The 18241-nt window shown below is 69.9% G+C and carries 19 protein-coding genes, 1 tRNA gene and 1 pseudogene; 15 read left to right on the forward strand and 6 right to left on the reverse strand.

Annotation, left to right across the window (positions count from 1 at the left end):
- Positions 1-59: 59 nt before the first annotated feature.
- Together OG883_RS01840 and OG883_RS01845 are read right to left on the reverse strand one after the other, a co-directional pair.
- Positions 60-1421: a sensor histidine kinase gene (locus OG883_RS01840; RefSeq protein ID WP_266541157.1), complete on the reverse strand. Its 1362-nt coding sequence runs from the start codon at positions 1419-1421 to the stop codon at positions 60-62.
- Between the two features lie 124 nt (positions 1422-1545).
- On the reverse strand, positions 1546-2730 hold the full coding sequence (locus tag OG883_RS01845; RefSeq protein ID WP_266533990.1) for a sensor domain-containing protein: 1185 nt from the start codon (positions 2728-2730) through the stop codon (positions 1546-1548).
- Positions 2731-2914: 184 nt separating this feature from the next.
- Here OG883_RS01845 and OG883_RS01850 point away from each other — a divergent pair, with 184 nt between their 5' ends.
- The 13 genes from OG883_RS01850 to OG883_RS01910 all read left to right on the forward strand — a co-directional run bounded on the left by OG883_RS01850 (position 2915) and on the right by OG883_RS01910 (position 15363).
- Positions 2915-3313, forward strand: coding sequence for an NADH-quinone oxidoreductase subunit A (locus tag OG883_RS01850; protein WP_266533992.1), 399 nt, complete (start codon positions 2915-2917; stop codon positions 3311-3313).
- Positions 3304-3951 (forward strand): NADH-quinone oxidoreductase subunit B, encoded by a 648-nt coding sequence (locus OG883_RS01855; RefSeq protein ID WP_266533994.1) that lies wholly within the window; start codon positions 3304-3306, stop codon positions 3949-3951. The genes OG883_RS01850 and OG883_RS01855 overlap by 10 nt, the downstream gene beginning before the upstream one ends.
- Complete coding sequence (locus OG883_RS01860; RefSeq protein WP_266533997.1) at positions 3948-5063, forward strand: NADH-quinone oxidoreductase subunit C; 1116 nt, start codon at positions 3948-3950, stop codon at positions 5061-5063. The genes OG883_RS01855 and OG883_RS01860 overlap by 4 nt, the downstream gene beginning before the upstream one ends.
- Positions 5060-6028, forward strand: a complete 969-nt coding sequence (locus OG883_RS01865) for a complex I subunit 1 family protein (RefSeq protein WP_266534002.1) — start codon at positions 5060-5062, stop codon at positions 6026-6028. Before OG883_RS01860 ends, OG883_RS01865 begins: the two co-directional genes overlap by 4 nt.
- The gene (locus tag OG883_RS01870) at positions 6028-6702 is read left to right on the forward strand and encodes an NADH-quinone oxidoreductase subunit I (RefSeq protein WP_266534005.1); all 675 of its coding nucleotides are present in this window, start codon (positions 6028-6030) and stop codon (positions 6700-6702) included. Before OG883_RS01865 ends, OG883_RS01870 begins: the two co-directional genes overlap by 1 nt.
- Positions 6699-7286, forward strand: a complete 588-nt coding sequence (locus OG883_RS01875) for an NADH-quinone oxidoreductase subunit J (protein ID WP_266534007.1) — start codon at positions 6699-6701, stop codon at positions 7284-7286. Before OG883_RS01870 ends, OG883_RS01875 begins: the two co-directional genes overlap by 4 nt.
- Positions 7286-7657 (forward strand): NADH-quinone oxidoreductase subunit NuoK, encoded by a 372-nt coding sequence (gene nuoK, locus OG883_RS01880; RefSeq protein ID WP_266534010.1) that lies wholly within the window; start codon positions 7286-7288, stop codon positions 7655-7657. Before OG883_RS01875 ends, nuoK begins: the two co-directional genes overlap by 1 nt.
- Positions 7654-9660, forward strand: coding sequence for an NADH-quinone oxidoreductase subunit L (locus tag OG883_RS01885; protein ID WP_266534012.1), 2007 nt, complete (start codon positions 7654-7656; stop codon positions 9658-9660). Before nuoK ends, OG883_RS01885 begins: the two co-directional genes overlap by 4 nt.
- 3 nt (positions 9661-9663) lie before the next feature.
- Positions 9664-11241 (forward strand): NADH-quinone oxidoreductase subunit M, encoded by a 1578-nt coding sequence (locus tag OG883_RS01890; protein ID WP_266534015.1) that lies wholly within the window; start codon positions 9664-9666, stop codon positions 11239-11241.
- On the forward strand, positions 11238-12767 hold the full coding sequence (locus OG883_RS01895) for an NADH-quinone oxidoreductase subunit N (RefSeq protein WP_266534017.1): 1530 nt from the start codon (positions 11238-11240) through the stop codon (positions 12765-12767). The genes OG883_RS01890 and OG883_RS01895 overlap by 4 nt, the downstream gene beginning before the upstream one ends.
- 147 nt (positions 12768-12914) lie before the next feature.
- Complete coding sequence (gene htpX, locus OG883_RS01900; RefSeq protein WP_266534020.1) at positions 12915-13778, forward strand: zinc metalloprotease HtpX; 864 nt, start codon at positions 12915-12917, stop codon at positions 13776-13778.
- A complete protein-coding gene (locus OG883_RS01905) occupies positions 13775-14167 on the forward strand; it encodes a YccF domain-containing protein (protein WP_266534022.1) in 393 nt (130 codons plus the stop codon). The genes htpX and OG883_RS01905 overlap by 4 nt, the downstream gene beginning before the upstream one ends.
- On the forward strand, positions 14164-15363 hold the full coding sequence (locus tag OG883_RS01910) for a barstar family protein (protein ID WP_266534025.1): 1200 nt from the start codon (positions 14164-14166) through the stop codon (positions 15361-15363). The genes OG883_RS01905 and OG883_RS01910 overlap by 4 nt, the downstream gene beginning before the upstream one ends.
- Positions 15364-15483: 120 nt before the next feature.
- Here the strand turns inward: OG883_RS01910 and OG883_RS01915 are convergent.
- A pseudogene (locus OG883_RS01915) lies at positions 15484-15685 on the reverse strand (amino acid permease); the annotation flags it as partial.
- 86 nt (positions 15686-15771) lie between these two features.
- Here OG883_RS01915 and OG883_RS01920 point away from each other — a divergent pair.
- Positions 15772-16041: a GlsB/YeaQ/YmgE family stress response membrane protein gene (locus OG883_RS01920; RefSeq protein ID WP_266534028.1), complete on the forward strand. Its 270-nt coding sequence runs from the start codon at positions 15772-15774 to the stop codon at positions 16039-16041.
- 10 nt (positions 16042-16051) lie between these two features.
- On the opposite strand, the gene OG883_RS01925 is transcribed toward OG883_RS01920, so the two are convergent.
- The 3 genes from OG883_RS01925 to OG883_RS01935 all read right to left on the reverse strand — a co-directional run bounded on the left by OG883_RS01925 (position 16052) and on the right by OG883_RS01935 (position 17959).
- On the reverse strand, positions 16052-16702 hold the full coding sequence (locus OG883_RS01925; protein WP_266534031.1) for an alpha-ketoglutarate-dependent dioxygenase AlkB: 651 nt from the start codon (positions 16700-16702) through the stop codon (positions 16052-16054).
- 33 nt (positions 16703-16735) lie between these two features.
- Complete coding sequence (locus tag OG883_RS01930) at positions 16736-17242, reverse strand: methylated-DNA--[protein]-cysteine S-methyltransferase (protein ID WP_266534034.1); 507 nt, start codon at positions 17240-17242, stop codon at positions 16736-16738.
- A 228-nt stretch (positions 17243-17470) separates the two neighbouring features.
- On the reverse strand, positions 17471-17959 hold the full coding sequence (locus OG883_RS01935; RefSeq protein WP_266534037.1) for a YajQ family cyclic di-GMP-binding protein: 489 nt from the start codon (positions 17957-17959) through the stop codon (positions 17471-17473).
- Between the two features lie 193 nt (positions 17960-18152).
- Here OG883_RS01935 and OG883_RS01940 point away from each other — a divergent pair.
- Positions 18153-18234 (forward strand) — tRNA-Tyr (locus OG883_RS01940).
- The last annotated feature ends 7 nt before the right edge of the window (positions 18235-18241 follow it).

The raw sequence follows: 18241 nt of genomic DNA on the forward strand, positions 1-18241 counted from the left end.
TCGGGGCGCGCCGGGTCGGGCGGGCGGGAGCACCGCTCGCCGGACCGTGAGGCGAACCGTCAGCCACGCCAGGGGAGTTCGGCCGTGATCGTCGTCGGCCCGCCGGCCGGCGAGTCCACGGCCAGGATCCCGTCCACCGCGTTCAGCCGCTCCGTCAGGCCCGCGAGGCCGCTGCCCGCCGAGCCTGCGGCGGAGCCGCCGACGGGCGGCGTCGCGCCACCCCGGCCGTCGTCCGTGACCTGCAGCATCAGCCGGTCCTGGGCGCGCCATACATCGACCGTGGCGCGGCTCGCCCGTGCGTGCTTGCTGACGTTCTGGAGCAGCTCGGAGACGGTGAAGTAGGCGATGCCCTCGATGGCGGGCGTCGGCCTGGCCGGCAGGTCCACCTCCACCGTCACCGGGACGGTGCAGCGCGATGCGACGGAGGAGAGGGCGGCGTCGAGGCCGCGGTCGGTGAGGACGGCGGGGTGGATGCCGCGGGCGAGATCGCGCAGCTCCTGCAGCGCCACCTTCACCTCGCCGTGCGCCTCGCCCACCATCCGTGCGGCCGCGGTCGTGTCCAGTGCGTCCCCGCTGAGCTTCTCCTTGGCGAGACCGAGGTCCATGGCGAGGGCGACCAGGCGGGCCTGCGCCCCATCGTGCAGATCGCGCTCGATACGGCGCAGATCCGCGGCCGCCGTGTCGACCACGACGCCCCGGTCCGACTCCAGCTCGACGACGCGGGTGGCGAGCCGGGAGGGCCCGAGGAGCCCGGCGACCATCAGCCGGTCCACGCTCACCAGGCCGCGCATGAGCCACGGGGTGGCGAGCGTGATGACCAGGCCGGCCAGGCTGGTCACGGCGAGCTCGAAGGGATTGTCCAGATAGAAGCGGCGTGTGCCGTCGCCGTACAGCTGCAGGCCGTCCTGGCCGGCGTACACGGGGAAGACCCAGTGGTAGAGGGGGTAGAGCAGCAGCACCCAGCCGGACACCCAGAAGGTCAGCGAGACGCAGAAGGCGAAGACGGCCCACGGGAAGTGCAGCACCGCGTAGAGGAGGTGCCGCCAGGACGCCCCGCTCTTGAGGACCGCGCCGACCCAGGACATCAGTCCGCTCTTCCGGGCGCGCAGGGGCGCGGGGTCGGCCACGTCGAGGCGCAGCAGCCCGCGGGCCCGCGCCCGCTCCAGCGCGCCGAGGCCGCGGCAGCCGACCAGACCGGCGGCCAGGACCGGGATGCCGAGGAAGGTGATCAGCAGCCCCGCGCCGAGCGAGACGGTCGTGACCGCGAAGGTGAAGAACACGATGCTGATCGGGAGGCTCAGCATCAGATAACCGAACTCGCGCCAGGTGCGGCCCTCGAGCGGTACGCGCAGTGCCGGAGGGAGGAAGTGGTTCCGGGGCTCTGCGCGCCCAGTCCCTTCCGGTCGGTAATCCGTGGCCATCGAATGCGTCCGTTCTGCGATGCGGGCTGTCATGACTCAACACTGCTGGGGTGGACGGCCACCCACCATGAGGGCCGTATCCGTCTTGGGCGGGGGTTTTCCCCACCATGGGCGGGCGTGCACGTCAGCGCTTGCCGCGCTCCCGCCACGGCAGCTCCGCCGTGATCGTCGTCGGCCCGCCGGCCGGCGAGTCCAGGACGAAGAGCCCGTCCACCGCGCCCAGCCGCTCAGCCAGCCCGGCCATACCCGTGCCGCCGTCCAGGCTCGCCCCGCCGCGCCCGTCGTCCTGGACCTGGATCAGCAGCCGGTCGCCGGCCCGCCACACATCCACCGAGGCGTTCTTCGCCTGCGCGTGCTTGCTGACGTTCTGGAGCAGCTCGGAGACGGTGAAGTACGCGATGCCCTCGATCGCCTCGGCCGGTCGTTCCGCCAGCTCGACGGTCACCTTCACCGGGGCCGTACAGCGCGATGCGACGGAGGAAAGGGCGGCGTCGAGGCCGCGGTCGGTGAGGACGGCGGGGTGGATGCCGCGGGCGAGATCGCGCAGCTCCTGCAGCGCGAGCTTCACCTCGCCGTGCGCCTCGTCGACCATCGCCGCCGCAGCGGTCGTGTCCAGTGCGTCCCCGCTGAGTTTCTCCTTCGCGAGCCCGAGCCCCATGGCGAGTGCCACGAGCCGTGCCTGCGCCCCGTCGTGCAGATCGCGCTCGATACGGCGCAGATCCGCCGCGGCCGTATCGACGACCACCCCCCGGTCGGACTCCAACTCCGCGATGCGCCGTTCCAGTTCGTTGGAGGGCGAGAGCAGGCCTCGCACCATCGCACGATCGGCGTTGGCCATGCCGCGCGCAATGAAGGGAAGTACCGGCCAGAGCACGAACAGGCTCACCAGCGTGACGCCGAAGGTCAGCACGCCCCAGGGCAGCCGGACGAAGCAGTACAGCACCGTCCGCCACGCGACCGGGTCCTTCAGTCTCATCCACAGCCGGGGGACGAAGCCGTCGGTGCGCCGCGGCCCGTGCAGCGGGCTCGGCTCCTCGATCCGTATGCCGAGCAGCGCACGGGCCCGGGCCCGCTCCCTCCCGCCGAGGCCGCGCGCCCCCGCGAGCCCCAGGGCGAGCAGTGGCAGACCGATCACCGTCACCGTCAGTGCCACGCTGGTGAAAATTGTGAACGCAACGTAAACAAAACCGATCAAGGCCATCGGCAGATTGAGGAGGAGGTGCGCGATCTCCCTCCAGGTGTGGCGGCCGAAGGCGAAGCGCGCAGGTGGCGGCCGGTCGTTGTCGGGGGCGGTGATGCTCGCGGTCATGGCGCCCAGCCTGCCGGGCCGGGTCGTCGCACGCCATGGGGTACATGGGTGGGATGAAGTAGGGATAACCCCACCGGATGCGTGACGCGACTGCTTACGCTCGCTTTAGCAGGGCCTAGACTCCCGTGCGTACGGACAGATCGTCGAACAGGTCGCCAACGACGTCAGGGAGCGAGGGGCGGACGTGCCGGAACCGACCGTGGTCGTGCTCGCGGCGGACTATTTCGAGAGCTATTCGGTCATCGGACTGCTCGCGATGATCGGCGTGCTGTTCGTCGCCGTGGCCTTCGGTGCGGGCCGTCTGCTGCGCCCGGTAGTGCCGACGCCGGAGAAACTGCTGACGTACGAATGCGGAGTGGACCCGGTGGGTGAGGGCTGGGCGCACACCCAGGTCCGCTACTACGTCTACGCCTTTCTGTACGTGATCTTCGCAGTCGACTCGATCTTCCTCTTCCCGTGGGCGACGATCTTCGCCGCCCCCGGATACGGCGCGACGACGCTCGTGGAGATGTTCATCTTCCTCGGCTTCCTGGCCGTGGGACTGCTCTACGCATGGAAGAAGGGCGTCCTGTCATGGACGTGACCCCGGAACTCCTTCCGGAGCCCAAGCGCCTGGGCGCCCTCGCCCGCCTGGCCCCGGAACCCATGAAGGTGGTCCTCAACTGGGGCCGCCGCTACAGCCTCTGGGTCTTCAACTTCGGGCTCGCCTGCTGCGCGATCGAGTTCATCGCGGCGTCGATGGCGCGGCACGACTTCATCCGGCTCGGTGTGATCCCCTTCGCGCCCGGCCCGCGCCAGGCGGACCTGATGGTCGTCTCGGGCACGGTGACGGACAAGATGGCGCCGGCGGTGAAGCGTCTGTACGAGCAGATGCCCGAGCCCAAGTACGTCATCTCCTTCGGCGCCTGCTCCAACTGCGGCGGCCCGTACTGGGACTCGTACTCTGTGACCAAGGGCGTCGACCAGATCATCCCGGTCGACGTGTACGTCCCCGGCTGCCCGCCGCGGCCCGAGGCGCTGCTCCAGGGGATTCTGAAGCTCCAGGAGAAGATCGCGCGGGAGTCGCTCGCCGAGCGGTACGGGACAGGCGGCCCGCGGACCTCCACCGCCGCGCTGCAGAGCGGCCTGGTCACCCCGCCGCCCGCTCCGGCTCCGTCTCCGGCTCCGTCTCCGTCTCCGGGTTCGGCTCAGGCTCCGGGGGAGGGGGAGGGCGACAAGTGACCTCCTACGACAGCCTCCCCGACGCCGTCACCGAGATCTTCGGTGAGGAAGCCACAGCCGAGCACGCCTACGACCTCCTCACGGTCGACGTCCCCGTCGGCTCCTGGATCTCCGCGCTCGAGATCGCCCGCGACAAGCTGGGCTGCACCTACTTCGACTGGCTGAGCGCTGTCGACGAGCCGGGCACGGGCTTCCGCGTCTGCGCCCATGTCGTCGCCCTCGAAGGCCACCGGGTCCGCCGGCTGCTGCTCCGCACCACGGTGCCGCACGAGGCCCCGGTCCTCGCCTCCGCGGTGACGGTCTACGCGGGCGCGGGCTGGCACGAGCGCGAGACGTACGAGATGTTCGGCGTCACCTTCACCGACCACCCGCATCTCGTCCCGCTGCTGCTCCCGGACGGCTTCGAGGGCTACCCGCTACGCAAGGACTTCGTGCTCGCGGCCCGCGTCGTGAAGGCCTGGCCGGGCGCGAAGGAGCCGGGGGAGTCGGAGCACGGCGGCCCCAAGCGGCGCCAGATGCTCCCGCCCGGCGTTCCGGACCCGAACGAATGGGGCCCCCTCAAGGGCCAGCTCCCCCCTGCCCCCGCCCGCCCGGCCAGAGCGGCGCGCACGGCCGGCGCAACCGGCGACCGCCCGCCGCGCCGCGCCCGCAGCGTGTCCGAGGGCTCGGCTTCCCAGGCACCGGAGACGCCGGCTGCCGCACCCGAGGCAGCGGCGCGGCCTCCCCGCCGCTCGCGGAGCGTGTCGGAGGGCTCAGCCTCCCAGCAGCCCGCGGCCGCCCCGGCTCCGGCCGCCCCGGCTCCGGGCGACGCTGCTTCGGAAACGGCCCCGGCTTCGGAAACGGCCCCGGCCCCGGAGACGGCCCCGGCCCCGCCGCGCAGCGCGGACGCTCCCTGGCACCACGCGCGCCCGGCCTTCGAGGACGCGCCCGAGCCCGAGGCCCCCGCCAAGCCCGCCGAGCCTGGAGCCCCCACCGAGCCCGAACCCGCCCCGGCAGAGGCGACCCCGGACTCAGCCACCCCGGCAGAGGCGACCCCGGACTCAGCCACCCCGACCACCGACTCGGTCGAACCCGCTGCCGACTCGGACGAACGCCCCGGAGGAGACGCGTGAACGATCCTGCCGACGTCGCCATCCGGCTGGTTGCCATCTTTGCCGTGTTCCTTGTTCTTCCCCTCGTCATCGGGCAGACCGAGCACAAGGTGATGGCCCATATGCAGGGCCGCCTCGGCCCGATGTACGCGGGCGGTTTCCACGGCTGGGCCCAGCTCGTCGCGGACGGCGTGAAGTTCGCGCAGAAGGAAGACGTGGTCCCGGCGGGCGCCGACCGCCGTATCTTCCAGCTCGCCCCCGCCGTCGCCCTCCTCCCGTACCTCCTCGTACTTGTCGCGATCCCGATCGGCCCGAGTGAGGGCGCGGTCGGCATCGTCGTCGACGCGGGCATCTTCTTCGTGCTCGCCGTGATGGGCGTCGGAGTGCTCGGCTCGCTCATGGCGGGCTGGGCGTCGGCCAACAAGTTCTCCCTCCTGGGCGGTCTGCGCACCGCCGCGCAGCTTCTGGCGTACGAACTGCCGATGCTGCTGACCGCCGCGTCCGTGGCCATGGCGGCCGGCACCGTCTCGCTGCCCGGCATCCTGAACGCCTTCGAGTGGTGGTGGCTGCCCTGGCAGATCGTGGGCGCCCTGGTCTTCTTCGTCGCGGGCCTCGCCGAACTCCAGCGCCCGCCGTTCGACATGCCGGTCGCCGACTCCGAGATCATCTTCGGCGCGTACACCGAGTACACCGGCCTGCGTTTCGCGCTGTTCCTGCTCGCCGAGTACGCGGGCATCGTCGTTCTGTGCGCTCTGACCACCGTCCTCTTCCTGGGCGGCTGGCACGGCCCGTTCGGGGCCGACGGCCTCGGCTGGGTCTGGACCCTGCTCAAGACGGCCGTGCTCGCCTTCGTCGTCATCTGGCTGCGCGTGAGCTATCCGCGGCTGCGCGAGGACCAGCTGCAGAAGCTCGCCTGGACCACGCTCGTCCCGCTCGCCCTCGCCCAGATCGCCCTCACCGGCATCGTGAAGGTGGTGATTCAGTAATGCCTCCGATCCCCGGTTCCGGCCTGGCGAAGGGCCTCGCCGTCACCCTGCGGACGATGACGAAGAAGACCGTCACCGCGCAGTACCCGGACACCCAGCCCGAACTCCCGCCCCGTACCCGCGGTGTGATCGGCCTGTTCGAGGAGAACTGCACGGTCTGTATGCTCTGCGCCCGTGAGTGCCCCGACTGGTGCATCTACATCGACTCCCACAAGGAGACGGTCCCGGCCGCCGTACCCGGCGGCCGTGAGCGCAGCCGCAACGTCCTCGACAGGTTCGCCATCGACTTCGCGCTGTGCATGTACTGCGGTATCTGCATCGAGGTCTGTCCTTTCGACGCGCTGTTCTGGTCCCCGGAGTTCGAGTACGCGGAGACGGACATCCGCGAACTCACCCATGAACGCGACAAGCTCCGGGAGTGGATGTGGACGGTGCCCGCGCCGCCCGCCCTCGACCCGGGCGCCGAGGAGGCGAAGGAGATCGGCGCGGCCCGCAAGTCGGCCGACAAGCTCGCCGCGGCGCAGGCGCAGGCAGCGGCGGACGCCACCACGGCCCCGGCGGACGACGCCACCCCGGCCACCCCCGCTGACGGCGCGACTCCGGCGCGTCCTGCCGACAGCACCACCCCCGCTGACGGCGCCACGCCGCCCGTGGAAGAGGGAGGCCCGGCATGATGCTCGCCGCAGCCGAAACGCACGGCTTCCTCTCCCCGACCGGCGTCGAGATCGCGTTTCTCCTCGTCGGCCTCGCCACCCTCGGCGCGGCCGTCATCACCGTCAGGACCAAGCAGCTGGTGCATGCCGCCCTCTGGCTGGTCGTGGCGCTCGGCGGCCTCGCCGTCGAGTACCTGCTGCTGACGGCCGAGTTCATCGCCTGGGTGCAGGTCCTGATCTACGTCGGTTCCGTGGTGGTCCTCCTTCTCTTCGGGCTGATGCTCACCAGGGCCCCCATCGGCCGCTCCCCGGACGCCGATTCCGGCAACCACTGGGTTGCCCTCGCAGTGGCCGTCGCCGCCGCGGCCGCCCTGGTCTGGGTGGTCGTGGACGCGTTCCGTACGACCTGGATCGACCTGGACGGACCGGCCCAGGGCTCCACCCAGGTGTCCGGTGAGATCCTCTTCCGGCATTGGGTGCTGCCCTTCGAGGCGCTCTCCGTACTGCTGCTCGCCGCCCTCGTCGGCGCGATCGTCCTCTCCCGCAAGGACGCCAAGGACGCCAAGGACGCCAAGGACGCCAAGGCCCCCGAGGGGAAGAGCTGATGCACCTCGCCTATCCCGCCGTGCTCGCCGTCCTCCTCTTCTGCGTCGGGCTGTACGGAGTGCTCGCGCGCCGCAACGCGATCCTGGTCCTGATGTCCGTCGAGCTGATGCTCAACGCCGTCAACCTCAATCTGGTCGCCTTCGACGTCTGGCTGCGCGACACCCTGCACGCCGGCCAGGCGCTCACTCTCTTCACCATCGCCATCTCCGCCGCGGAGATCGGCATCGGGTTGGCGATCGTCCTGATGGTCTACCGCAACCGCGGAACCTCGGACGTCGACAGGCTCCGCGACACCGCCGAGGGCCCCGACGACGCGCCCGACGATCCCGGTGCAACCGCCGCGGCGCAGAAGGCTGAGGCCACCGCGTGACCACCACGACCCTCGCCGTCCTCGTCCCCCTTCTGCCTTTCCTGGGCGCCGCCGCCGGACTGCTGCTCGGCCGCACCGCCCCCGGTTTCGTACGGCCACTGGCCGTGCTGCCGACTCTCGCCGCCACCGCCGTCGCCGTCCTCGTCGCCGTTCGCCAGGGCGGCGGGAAGACGATCGAGGCCTCGACACAGCTGACCCCCACCGGGTCGATCCCCATCGACCTCGCCCTGTACCTCGACGGCTTCGCGGTCCTCGTCGCCGTCCTGGTCGGGTTCGTCGCGTCCTGCGTGCAGATCTACTCGACGGGCTATCTGCGCGACGACCCGCGCTACCCCTCGTACGCGGCCCTCGTCTCCCTCTTCACCTCCGCCATGCTGCTCGTCGTCTACTCCGGCGACCTGATGGTGCTGCTGGTCGGCTGGGAGATCATGGGCATCTGCTCGTACTTCCTGGTCGGGCACTACTGGGAGACGCCCGAGGCGCGCGCCGCCTCCCTCAAGGCCTTCCTGGTCACCAAGCTCGGCGATGTCCCCTTCCTGATCGGTCTGTTCGCGCTCGCCGTCGACGCCGGCACCTTCCGGATCACCGGGATCCTCGGTTCTGTCGCGACGGGCGGCCTCGAGAACCCCACGCTGATCGCCCTGCTGCTCCTCGCGGGTGTGGCGGGCAAGTCGGCGCAGTTCCCGCTGCACACCTGGCTGCCCGACGCGATGGCGGGCCCCACCCCCGTCTCCGCGCTGATCCACGCCGCGACGATGGTCGCCGCCGGTATCTACTTCGTGGCCCGGCTCCTTCCCGTCTTCGCCGAGTCCGCGGCAGCTCTCACCGTCCTCGCCGTGATGGCAGCCGTCACCATGGTCGGCTCGGGGCTCGCCGCCCTCGCCCAGGACGACATCAAGCGCGTTCTCGCCTACTCGACCATCGGCCAACTCGGATATATGTCTGGCGCCCTGGCCGTCGGAGACCGTGGCGCCGCCGTCTTCCACCTCATTTCCCACGGTGCGTTCAAGGCGCTGCTCTTCCTCGCCGCCGGCGTGATCATCCACGCCGCCGGCACCAACTCGCTGGCCGCCATGTCCCGGATGAGCGGCCTCGCGAAGCGCATCCCCGACGCGTACTGGACGATGACCGTCGGCCTGCTCGCGCTCGCCGCGATCCCTCCCTTCGCCGGCTTCTTCTCCAAGGAAGCCGTTCTCGTGGCCGCCGAGCACACCGCCCTCGGTGAATCCGACGTCGCACCCGGGGCCGCCGGCTGGACGGTGCTGGTCGCCGGTCTGCTGACCGCCCTCCTCACCGCCGCGTACGCGACCCGCCTCTGGCTGCGCGCCTTCCGCGGCCGGGGAGCCGAGGCCCCCGATCACGGCAGGGAGCCCCTCGCCATGAACGCCGTGCTCTGGGTGCTCGCCCTCCCCTCACTCGGCTTCGGTCTGACCGTTGCCTACCTCGACGACTGGTTCGACGGCAGCGGCCTCACCCCCACCGTCACCACCGCCGTCCTGGGCACAGGGCTCGCCCTCGTCGGCGGACTGATCACCTACGGCACCTGGCGCGCCCTGCAGTTCCGCGATGTCACGGCCCGCACTCCGATGGGAGCCGTCGCCGCCCACCCGGACGCCGCGCCCTTCGTCACCGAGGCGGAGGCCATCGCCACCCACACCCCCGTCTACGGCGACATCGCGGCAGCCCCCGACCCGGCCGACCCCGGCCGCCTGCTGCTCGGCCCGCTCCACCGTCACGCTGCCGTCGGCTTCCACCTGGACGCCGTCTACTCCGCCCTCTTCGTCCGCCCCGTCCGGGCAGCGGCCGAGCTGGTCCGCTTCCTGGACCGTGAGGTCGTCGACACGTACGTACGCGGTTCCGGCACGGGCACCCGCTGGCTCGGCGCGGCCGTGCGCCGGGCACAGACCGGCAATGTGCAGACCTACCTCAGTGCCCTGCTCGCCGGCTCCGTCGTCCTGGCGATCGCCGCCGTCGTCCTTTCCAACGTCAACGCCGGATCGTGAGCCGTGATCGATATCAGCGCGTCCGTGATGCAGTTCCTTCTCGCGTTCATCGTCGTCGGCCCGCTGGTCGGGGCCGCTGCCGCGCTCCTGCCCGCCCCTCCCGGGCTGCGGGGAACGAACCCGGACCAGGCAGTCCTGCGCCACGGCGTGACCGTCACCGGCGCGATCCTGCTTGCCGCGATCGTGCTGACACTCGGCTTCGACCATGACCAACCGTCGACGATGCAGGCCACCACGGACATCAAGTGGATCCCCGCACTCGACGTACGGATCCATTTCGGCATCGACGGCATTTCTCTCCCCCTTCTGGTCCTGACGGCGCTGCTGACCTTCCTCTGCGCGCTGTACAGCTACTTCAAGATGCCTGCGGGCCCGTCCCCGAAGGCCTTCGTCGCACTGCTGCTCGTCCTCGAGTCCGGCACCCTCGCGACCTTCGCCGTCCTCGACCTGCTGCTCTTCTTCCTGGCATTCGAGATGGTGCTCATCCCGATGTACTTCCTCATCGCCCGCTGGGGCGGCGAGGCGCGGCAGCCCGCCGCCTGGAAGTTCATCCTCTACACGCTGCTTGGCTCGGTCGTCATGCTGCTCGGCCTGCTGCTGATCGGGCTGAAGGCCGGCACATTCGACATGGTGGCACTCGCCACTGACAACGGCCGCGACCTGACCACATCCGTGCAGGTCATCGCCGTTCTCGCGATCGGTCTCGGCCTCGCGGTGAAGACCCCGATGTGGCCGCTGCACAGCTGGCTCCCGGACGCCCACACCGCCGCCCCCACCGTCGGCTCCGTCCTCCTGGCCGGCGTCCTGCTGAAGATGGGTACGTACGGATTCGTCCGTATCGTGCTCCCGATCGCGCCCGACGGCATGCTCACCTTCGCGCCGTACCTCGCCGCCTTCGCCGTGACCGGCATCATCTACGGATCCCTCGCCTGTCTCGCCCTCGCCAAGCAGGGCGCGGGCGGCGACCTGAAGCGGCTGATCGCATACTCCTCCGTCGGCCACATGGGCTTCGTACTCCTCGGCATCGCGACGATGACCCCCACCGGAGTCAACGGCGCGCTCTTCGCCAACATCGCCCACGGCCTCATCACCGGCCTGCTCTTCTTCCTGGTCGGCGCACTCAAGGACCGTTACGGCACCGCGGATCTCGACACCCTGGCGGGGGCCACCGGCGCGGCGCTCTACGGTCGCGCCCCCCGCCTCGGCGGACTCCTCGCCTTCTCCGCCGTCGCCTCCCTCGGTCTGCCCGGACTCGCCGGATTCTGGGGTGAGATGCTCGCGCTGTTCGGTGCCTTCGACCCCGCCGAAGGGCTGAGCCGCCCCGCGTTCCTCACCTTCATGGCGATTGCCGCCTTCGGCACCCTGCTCACCGCCGCGTACCTCCTCGTCGTCGTACGCCGTGTCTGCATGGGTGCGAAGCCCGCGGAGGGGACACCGCGGCTCGCCGACGTCCAGACGTACGAGTTCGCCGCCTGGACCCCGCTCGTCGCTCTCACCGTCGTCGCCGGACTGTGGCCCGCAGTCCTCCTCGGCCTCACCGACCCGGCCGTGCAGAAGCTCCTCGCAGGAGGCAAGTCGTGACTGTGGCAGCCGACAGCGTCACCAGCCTCGTCCAGTCCGTCGACTGGCTCGCGATCGCGCCCCCCACCATCACCGCGGTGATCGCCCTGGTCATCCTGGTCGCCGACCTTTTCGTACCGGAGCACCGCAAGCGGCTTCTGGGCGCGCTCGCGATCGCCGGACTCGTCGCCGCGATCATCACCCTCCTGCCCCTGCGGAAGGGCGACCGCTCGACGTTCTGCCTCACCACCGATGCCACCGCGTGCAGCTACGCCGCAGACCACTTCGCACTGGTCATTCAGTTCCTGGTACTCGGGGGCGCGCTGCTGACCGCTCTGCTCTCGCTGAACGACACACAGAAGAAGCTCCCCGCAGGGGAGTTCTGGTTCCTGCTGCTCTCCTCCGCGGCCGGCGCCGCCCTGCTGCCCGCCTCCCGCGACCTCGCCACCCTCGTGGTCGCTCTCGAGGTGGCGTCGCTGCCCGCGTTCGCTCTCGTCGGCCTCAGGCGCGGCGACCGGCTTTCCAGCGAAGCCGCTCTGAAGTTCTTCCTGTCCTCCGTCACCGCGACCGCCGTGATGCTGCTCGGCGTCAGCTTCGTGTACGCCACGACAGGCACCCTGCATCTCACGCAGATCGCCGCCGAACTCGACAACGTCCCCGGTCAGCTGGACACCCTCGCCAAGGCGGGCGTCGCCCTGACTCTCGTCGGCTTCGCGTTCAAGACGGCCGCGGTCCCCTTCCACTTCTGGGTCCCTGACACCTATGTGGGCGCGCCGCTGCCCGTCGCCGCGTACCTCTCCGTCGTCGGAAAGGCGGTCGGTTTCTCCGGCCTCATCCTGGTGACCGTCATCGCGTTCCCCACGTACGCGGACATCTGGGGTCCCGCCATCGCCGTTCTCGCCGCGCTCACCATGACCGCCGGCAATGTCGCCGCGCTGCGTCAGTCGCCCACGCGCGCGTGGAGCGCGGTACGGCTGCTTGCCTGGTCCTCGGTGGCGCAGGCCGGCTACCTCCTGGTGCCGATCGCCGCAGCCGCGTACTCCAGCGACGACCAGATCGGCGCCACCGTCGCGTACGCCCTGATGTACGCCGTCGTGAACCTGGGGGCCTTCGCGGTGGCGGCGCTCGTCGCCCGTACGAAGCCGCTGAACCGGATCTCCGACTACCGCGGCCTGTACGCCACCCGCCCGCTCACCGCGCTCTCCATGGGCTTCTTCCTGCTCTGTCTGGCAGGCCTGCCGCCCGGCATCATCGGCCTCTTCGCCAAGGTGACCGTCTTCTCCTCGGCCGTCGACGCGGGCCTCGGCTGGCTGGCCGTCATCATGGCCGTCAACGTCGTGATCGCCCTCTTCTACTACCTGCAGTGGACGGCGATCCTCTTCCGTGCCCCGGACGTTGCCCGGGAAGGCACCGAAGAGGCCGAGCAGGTCAGGAAGCGCGCCCCCGCCCCGGTCACCGTGGCCATCGCCCTGACAGCTGTCGCCGGCATCGTCCTGTCCGGCTATCCCCAGCTGGTGCTCCGCTTCGCGGCGGACAGCCTGTTCTGAACGTCACCCGAACGGCCCAGTCCAGGGCCGAGCGCACAAGGGAACTAGCGTCCTTCGCCTGGCGTTGACCAGTACAGAAGGGTCCACTGGAGAGTGGAGCGCCACCACGCAAAGGGTTCCCCTGCCGCACCATTTGGAGGGCGTACCGTGCACCGCCGGCACAACGGGCTGAAGACCGCCGTACTCCTTGGGGGACTGTCCGCCCTCATCCTCGTCATCGGCAGTTTCTTCGGCCGTACGGGCCTGATCGTGGCGCTCCTCGTGGCGCTCGGCACCAATGCGTACGCCTACTGGAACAGCGACAAGCTGGCGCTGCGGGCCATGCGCGCCCGCCCCGTCAGCGAGTTCGAGGCCCCCGCGCTCTACCGGATCGTGCGCGAGCTCTCCACGGCCGCCCGCCAGCCGATGCCCCGGCTGTACATCTCGCCGACCCAGGCGCCCAATGCCTTCGCCACCGGCCGCAATCCGCGCAACGCCGCCGTGTGCTGCACCGAGGGGATCCTGCGGATCCTCAACGAACGCGAGCTGCGCGGTGTCATCGGCCACGAGCTGAGCCATGTCTACAACCGTGACATCCTGATCTCTTCGGTCGCCGGAGCCCTCGCCTCGGTCGTGATGTTCCTGGTGAACTTCGCCTGGCTGATCCCCATAGGCCGCTCCGACGACGACGATGGCCCGGGCATGCTCGGCATGCTGCTGATGATGATCCTGGGCCCGCTGGCCGCCTCCGTGATCCAGCTCGCCGTCAGCCGCTCGCGCGAGTACGAGGCCGACTCCTCGGGCTCCCAGCTCACCGGTGACCCGCTCGCACTCGCAAGCGCCCTGCGCAAACTCGAAGCCGGTACGAAACAGTTGCCACTGCCGCCCGAGCCGCGACTCGAGACCGCGAGCCACATGATGATCGCGAATCCCTTCCCCCCCGGCCAGGGACTCTCCAGAATGTTCTCCACGCACCCGCCCATGGCGGAACGCATCGCCCGACTCGAGCAGATGGCAGGTCACCGCCCGTGAAGACAATCCTGAACGTCATTTGGCTGGTCCTGAGCGGCTTGTGGCTGTTCCTGGCATACCTGCTGGCCGGGGTCATCCTCTGCATCACGATCATCGGTATTCCGTTCGGCCTGGCGGCGTTCCGTATCGGCGTCTACGCCCTGTGGCCCTTCGGCTATACGACCGTCGACCGCCATGACGCCGGAGCGCCCTCCTGCGTAGGAAACGTCCTGTGGCTGGTCCTCGCGGGCTGGTGGCTCGCGCTCGGACACATCGTCACGGGCATCGCGCTGTGCATCACGATCATCGGCATCCCGTTCGGCATCGCCAACTTCAAGCTCATCCCGGTCTCCCTCATGCCGCTGGGCAAGGAGATCGTCCCGACCGACCGTCCATTCGCCGCGAGGTGAGTCTGCCGCCGCGGATACAGATATCCGCCCGCGCGGACGACCCCAACGACCTGGATGCCGCCGAAGAGTTGGAGATCCTGGCCGTCTGCGCGGACGCGGAGGGGTTCTACGTGGATCCGCCGGATCCTGTGCGCGACCACTACGAACTCCGTGGCTGCGCCCCCGAAGGGCGGCTGGCGGCAGCGGCGGCCCAGCCACGGGAGGACGGCTCGTCGCCCGTCGGGCTGCTGATCGTGAACCCCCTCGACGAGAACGGGGTCCGGGGCGATCGTGGCTGGTCCGAGTGGTTCCTCGCGGACGTACGGGTGTTGGGCGTCCGGCCGAGCGCCGAGGATCCCGCCCGGGTCGACATCACCGTCGAGGGGTGCCTGAACAGCTGGGAGTCGGGGGACGAAGACCAGCCGGAGGTTCCGAAGGCGCCGCCACGCTCCCGGGGCTTCCATCTGCTGGACCGGGAAGACGAGTTCTGGGGTCCGTGCAGGGAAGTGGCCCTCGTGGGCAAGAAGCAGCCCGAACCTGACGGCGAACCGCTGCGGCTGCTCGGATGCGCACCGGGCGGGCGGCTTGTCGCAGCGCTCGAAACGGGCGACGAGTTCGATCTGGGCGGTGTCTTTCTGAGTGTGCTGGACCGCGGGGGCCGCACCATCAAGAAGGACTGGTACAACCTGTACGTCGATGCCTGGAAGCCTTCCGCACGGGGACCCGGTCTGGTCGACCTCACCCTGGACGTCTATGCCTTCGACGAGCGGAAAGCCGCAGCCGAGCATGTCCATGCGATCTGGTCCGCAGGACCGCCGGCCGAGCCCAACCGCTGGGCTCCCCTCGACGCGGCCGGGCGCACGGCCTGGATCCCGGTCGCGATGCAGAACGGCGAGGCGTTGCGCACCCCCGACGCACCACCGGGCGGCACGTACCACCTGGACGGGCGCCACATCACCGACCTGCCGGGATTCCTCTGCGCCCTCGGAGAAGCGATGAACGGCCCCGGCGCGTACTTCGGCTGGGACTTGTACACCGTGGCCGATTGCCTCATGGGCGGCTTCGGCGTGAAGGGACCGTTCACCCTGGTCTGGCACGACCACCACGTGGCACGCAGGTGCCTCGGCCTCAGTCCGCTCATGTACCACGAGCAGGAAACCTTCGAAAATCTCCTCGAGCTCTTCGCCGAGCAGAAGATCGAGGTCGTTCTGGCCTGATCGTCCGTGCCGTGGTCCACCATGAACACATGACCGAGACCGAGCAGTTGCCGGGTCGCGCGCGCATATGAGCCGCGGTGGCTCACCGTTCCGCCGCACCCGCACCCGCACCCGCGCTCGCCAGCCCGCGAGATACCCCCAGAACTCCCCGAGCCGCTCCCGCCCGTACCCATATGTCCCGCGGACACCGGGTAGCGGGCGGGCGGACGGGCGAGCCGCGCCGACGACATGGCGTTGCGAATGTTCCCGCCCCGACCGTCGAACCCGGCCCGATCACGACCGCGTCGAAAAGCCCGAGTGCGTGCCGCAGCTCCTGTGTCACGCGCAGCGGCCCAATGATCTCCGCAACCGCGACCGGTCCCCCCTGCGTCCTCCAGGGCAACACCGTACGAAAGGCAGGTTCACGGCATGGGCATCATCAGCTGGATCATCCTCGGACTGCTCGCCGGAGCCATAGCCAAGATCCTGCTCCCCGGCCGCGACCCGGGCGGCCTGATCGGCACCACGCTCATCGGCGTCGCCGGCGCCTTCACCGGCGGCTGGATATCGGCCCGCTACCTGGACCGGCCGATCACCAACGAGTTCTACGACGGGGCCACGTGGGCCGCGGCCATCGGCGGCTCGCTCGTGCTGCTGATCGCCTACCGGATCCTGTTCGGCCACTCACGCTCACGCTGACGGAGCAGGCTCAGAGCCCGGTCTCCCGCAGGGTGATGTTCAGCCGTCCGCCGCTCATCCCCGTCGCCGGGTCGGCCGTCCCCGGGTACACCTTCGGCACCCCGTGGTACGCGAGTCGTGAGGGTCCGCCGAAGACGAAGAGGTCCCCGGACGCCAGCTCCACATCCGCATACGGCTGCCCTCGCGTATCGGTGTTCCCGAACCGGAAGACGCAGCTGTCGCCGATGCTCAGCGACACCACCGGCGCACCGGACCGCTCTTCCCTGTCCTGGTGCATCCCCATCTTCGCCGCGCCGTCGTAGAAGTTGATCAGTGCGGTGTCGGGGGAGTACCCCTGATGTTCTCCGTACGCCTCGACCAGCGCCGAACGACCCAACTCCACCAGCCAGTCCGGGAATTCAGCGACCCGTGCACCGTTCACGTCGTCGGCGGTACGGGTGTACCGATACGGCTGCCAGTGCCATCCGACGCACACGGTCTGTACGGACATCACGCCGCCGCCCGGCAGTACGGTGTGCCGGATCGGCACGGGGCCGCGGGCCCATGCCCGGCAGGCGTCGACCAGTTCCCGCTGCCGTTCCACCGACAGCCACCCCGGCACATGCACCGCCCCCGGGGCGACGACAGCCCGCTCCCTCGGGAACAGCGCCTCCCCGCTCACGACGTACTCACCCCGCACGTACTCACGACCCGTTCACGAGGCCGCCGGCGCGCCCTCGAGACCCAGGAGAAGCTCCTTGCGCTCCAGCCCGCCCGCGTACCCCCGAAGGGCCCCGTCCGCCCCGATGACCCGGTGGCACGGCCGTACGACGAGCAGCGGATTGCGCCCGATTGCGGTGCCCACGGCGCGTACCCCCACCGCCGATGTGCCGACCCGCTCGGCGATCTCCCCGTAGGTCGCCGTCTCTCCGTAAGGGATCTCCTCCAGCGCGTTCCACACCCGCCGTTGGAACTCCGTCCCGCCACCGACGCACTCGATCTCGAAGTGCATCAGCCGGCCCTCGAAGTACGAAGCCAGCTGGCTGCCGATCTCCGCGAAGGCCGCCGGGTCGCGCCGCCAACCGTCCTGGACGACAGCGGCGCCCTTCTGGCCGGGCAGCGAGAGCGAGGCGAGCGCGGTGCCGCCCTTCGCCGTGGCGGACTCCTTGCCGACCAGCAGCAATTCGCCCAGCGGGCTGTCGATGGCCGTGTAGACCGTCATGGCTCGTTCCCTTCCTCGCGGCGCGTCCTGCCCCGTCCTGCCCTGCCCTGTCCTTCTGTCCTGCGCCTACGAGTCTGCGACTCCCGCTTCCCGGACGCTGGCGGAAATCGGACGTCGCGCCCCGTCCCCTGCCGTCACGTCCAGCCGGGCCCACCCAGCCGAACGGGCCGGGGGCGGAGCAGCCGAGCCGCCCCGCCCCCGATGAGCCCGCGCCGCGCCCGGCCGCGCTCAGCGGTAGTTCACGAACTGCAGCGCGAAGTCGAAGTCCTGCCCCTTCAGCAGGGCCTGCACGGCCTGCAGGTCGTCCCGGCTCTTCGAGCTGACCCGCAGCTCTTCGCCCTGGACCTGGGCCTTGACGCCCTTGGGGCCCTCGTCGCGGATGATCTTCGCCACCTTTTTGGCGTTCTCCTGGGAGATGCCTTCCTCGATCGAGGCGAAGATCTTGTATTCCTTGCCGGACAGCTGGGGCTCGCCCGCGTCCAGCGACTTCAGCGAGATCCCGCGCTTGACCAGCTTGGTCTGGAAGACGTCGAGGATTGCGGTGACCCGCTCCTCGGAATTGGCCTGCATCAGAATCTTCTCGCCGGACCAGGCAATCGAAGCTCCGACGTTCTTGAAGTCGTAGCGCTGGGAGATCTCCTTCGCGGCCTGGTTGAGGGCGTTGTCGACCTCCTGCCGCTCGACCTTCGAGACGATGTCGAAACTGGAGTCGGCCATGTCCTGTGGCTCCTTGTATCGGGTGCGTGAGGCGCGGCCGGAAGTCCCCGGACCGCTCGGTCAAGCCTAGCCACCCGCGTCGGCCCGGAGGGCTGATCAATCCAGTGGCGAAGCACCCCCGCGCATCAGGTATCGTTTACGTCGTTGCCAGGGAGCACCACCCACAGCGGTGATCCTCACGGCGATATCCCATGGCGGTGTGCCCGAGTGGCCAATGGGAACGGACTGTAAATCCGTCGGCTCTGCCTACCCAGGTTCGAATCCTGGCGCCGCCACGTGATG

The organism is Streptomyces sp. NBC_01142 (assembly GCF_026341125.1).
Taxonomy (GTDB): Bacteria; Actinomycetota; Actinomycetes; order Streptomycetales; family Streptomycetaceae; genus Streptomyces.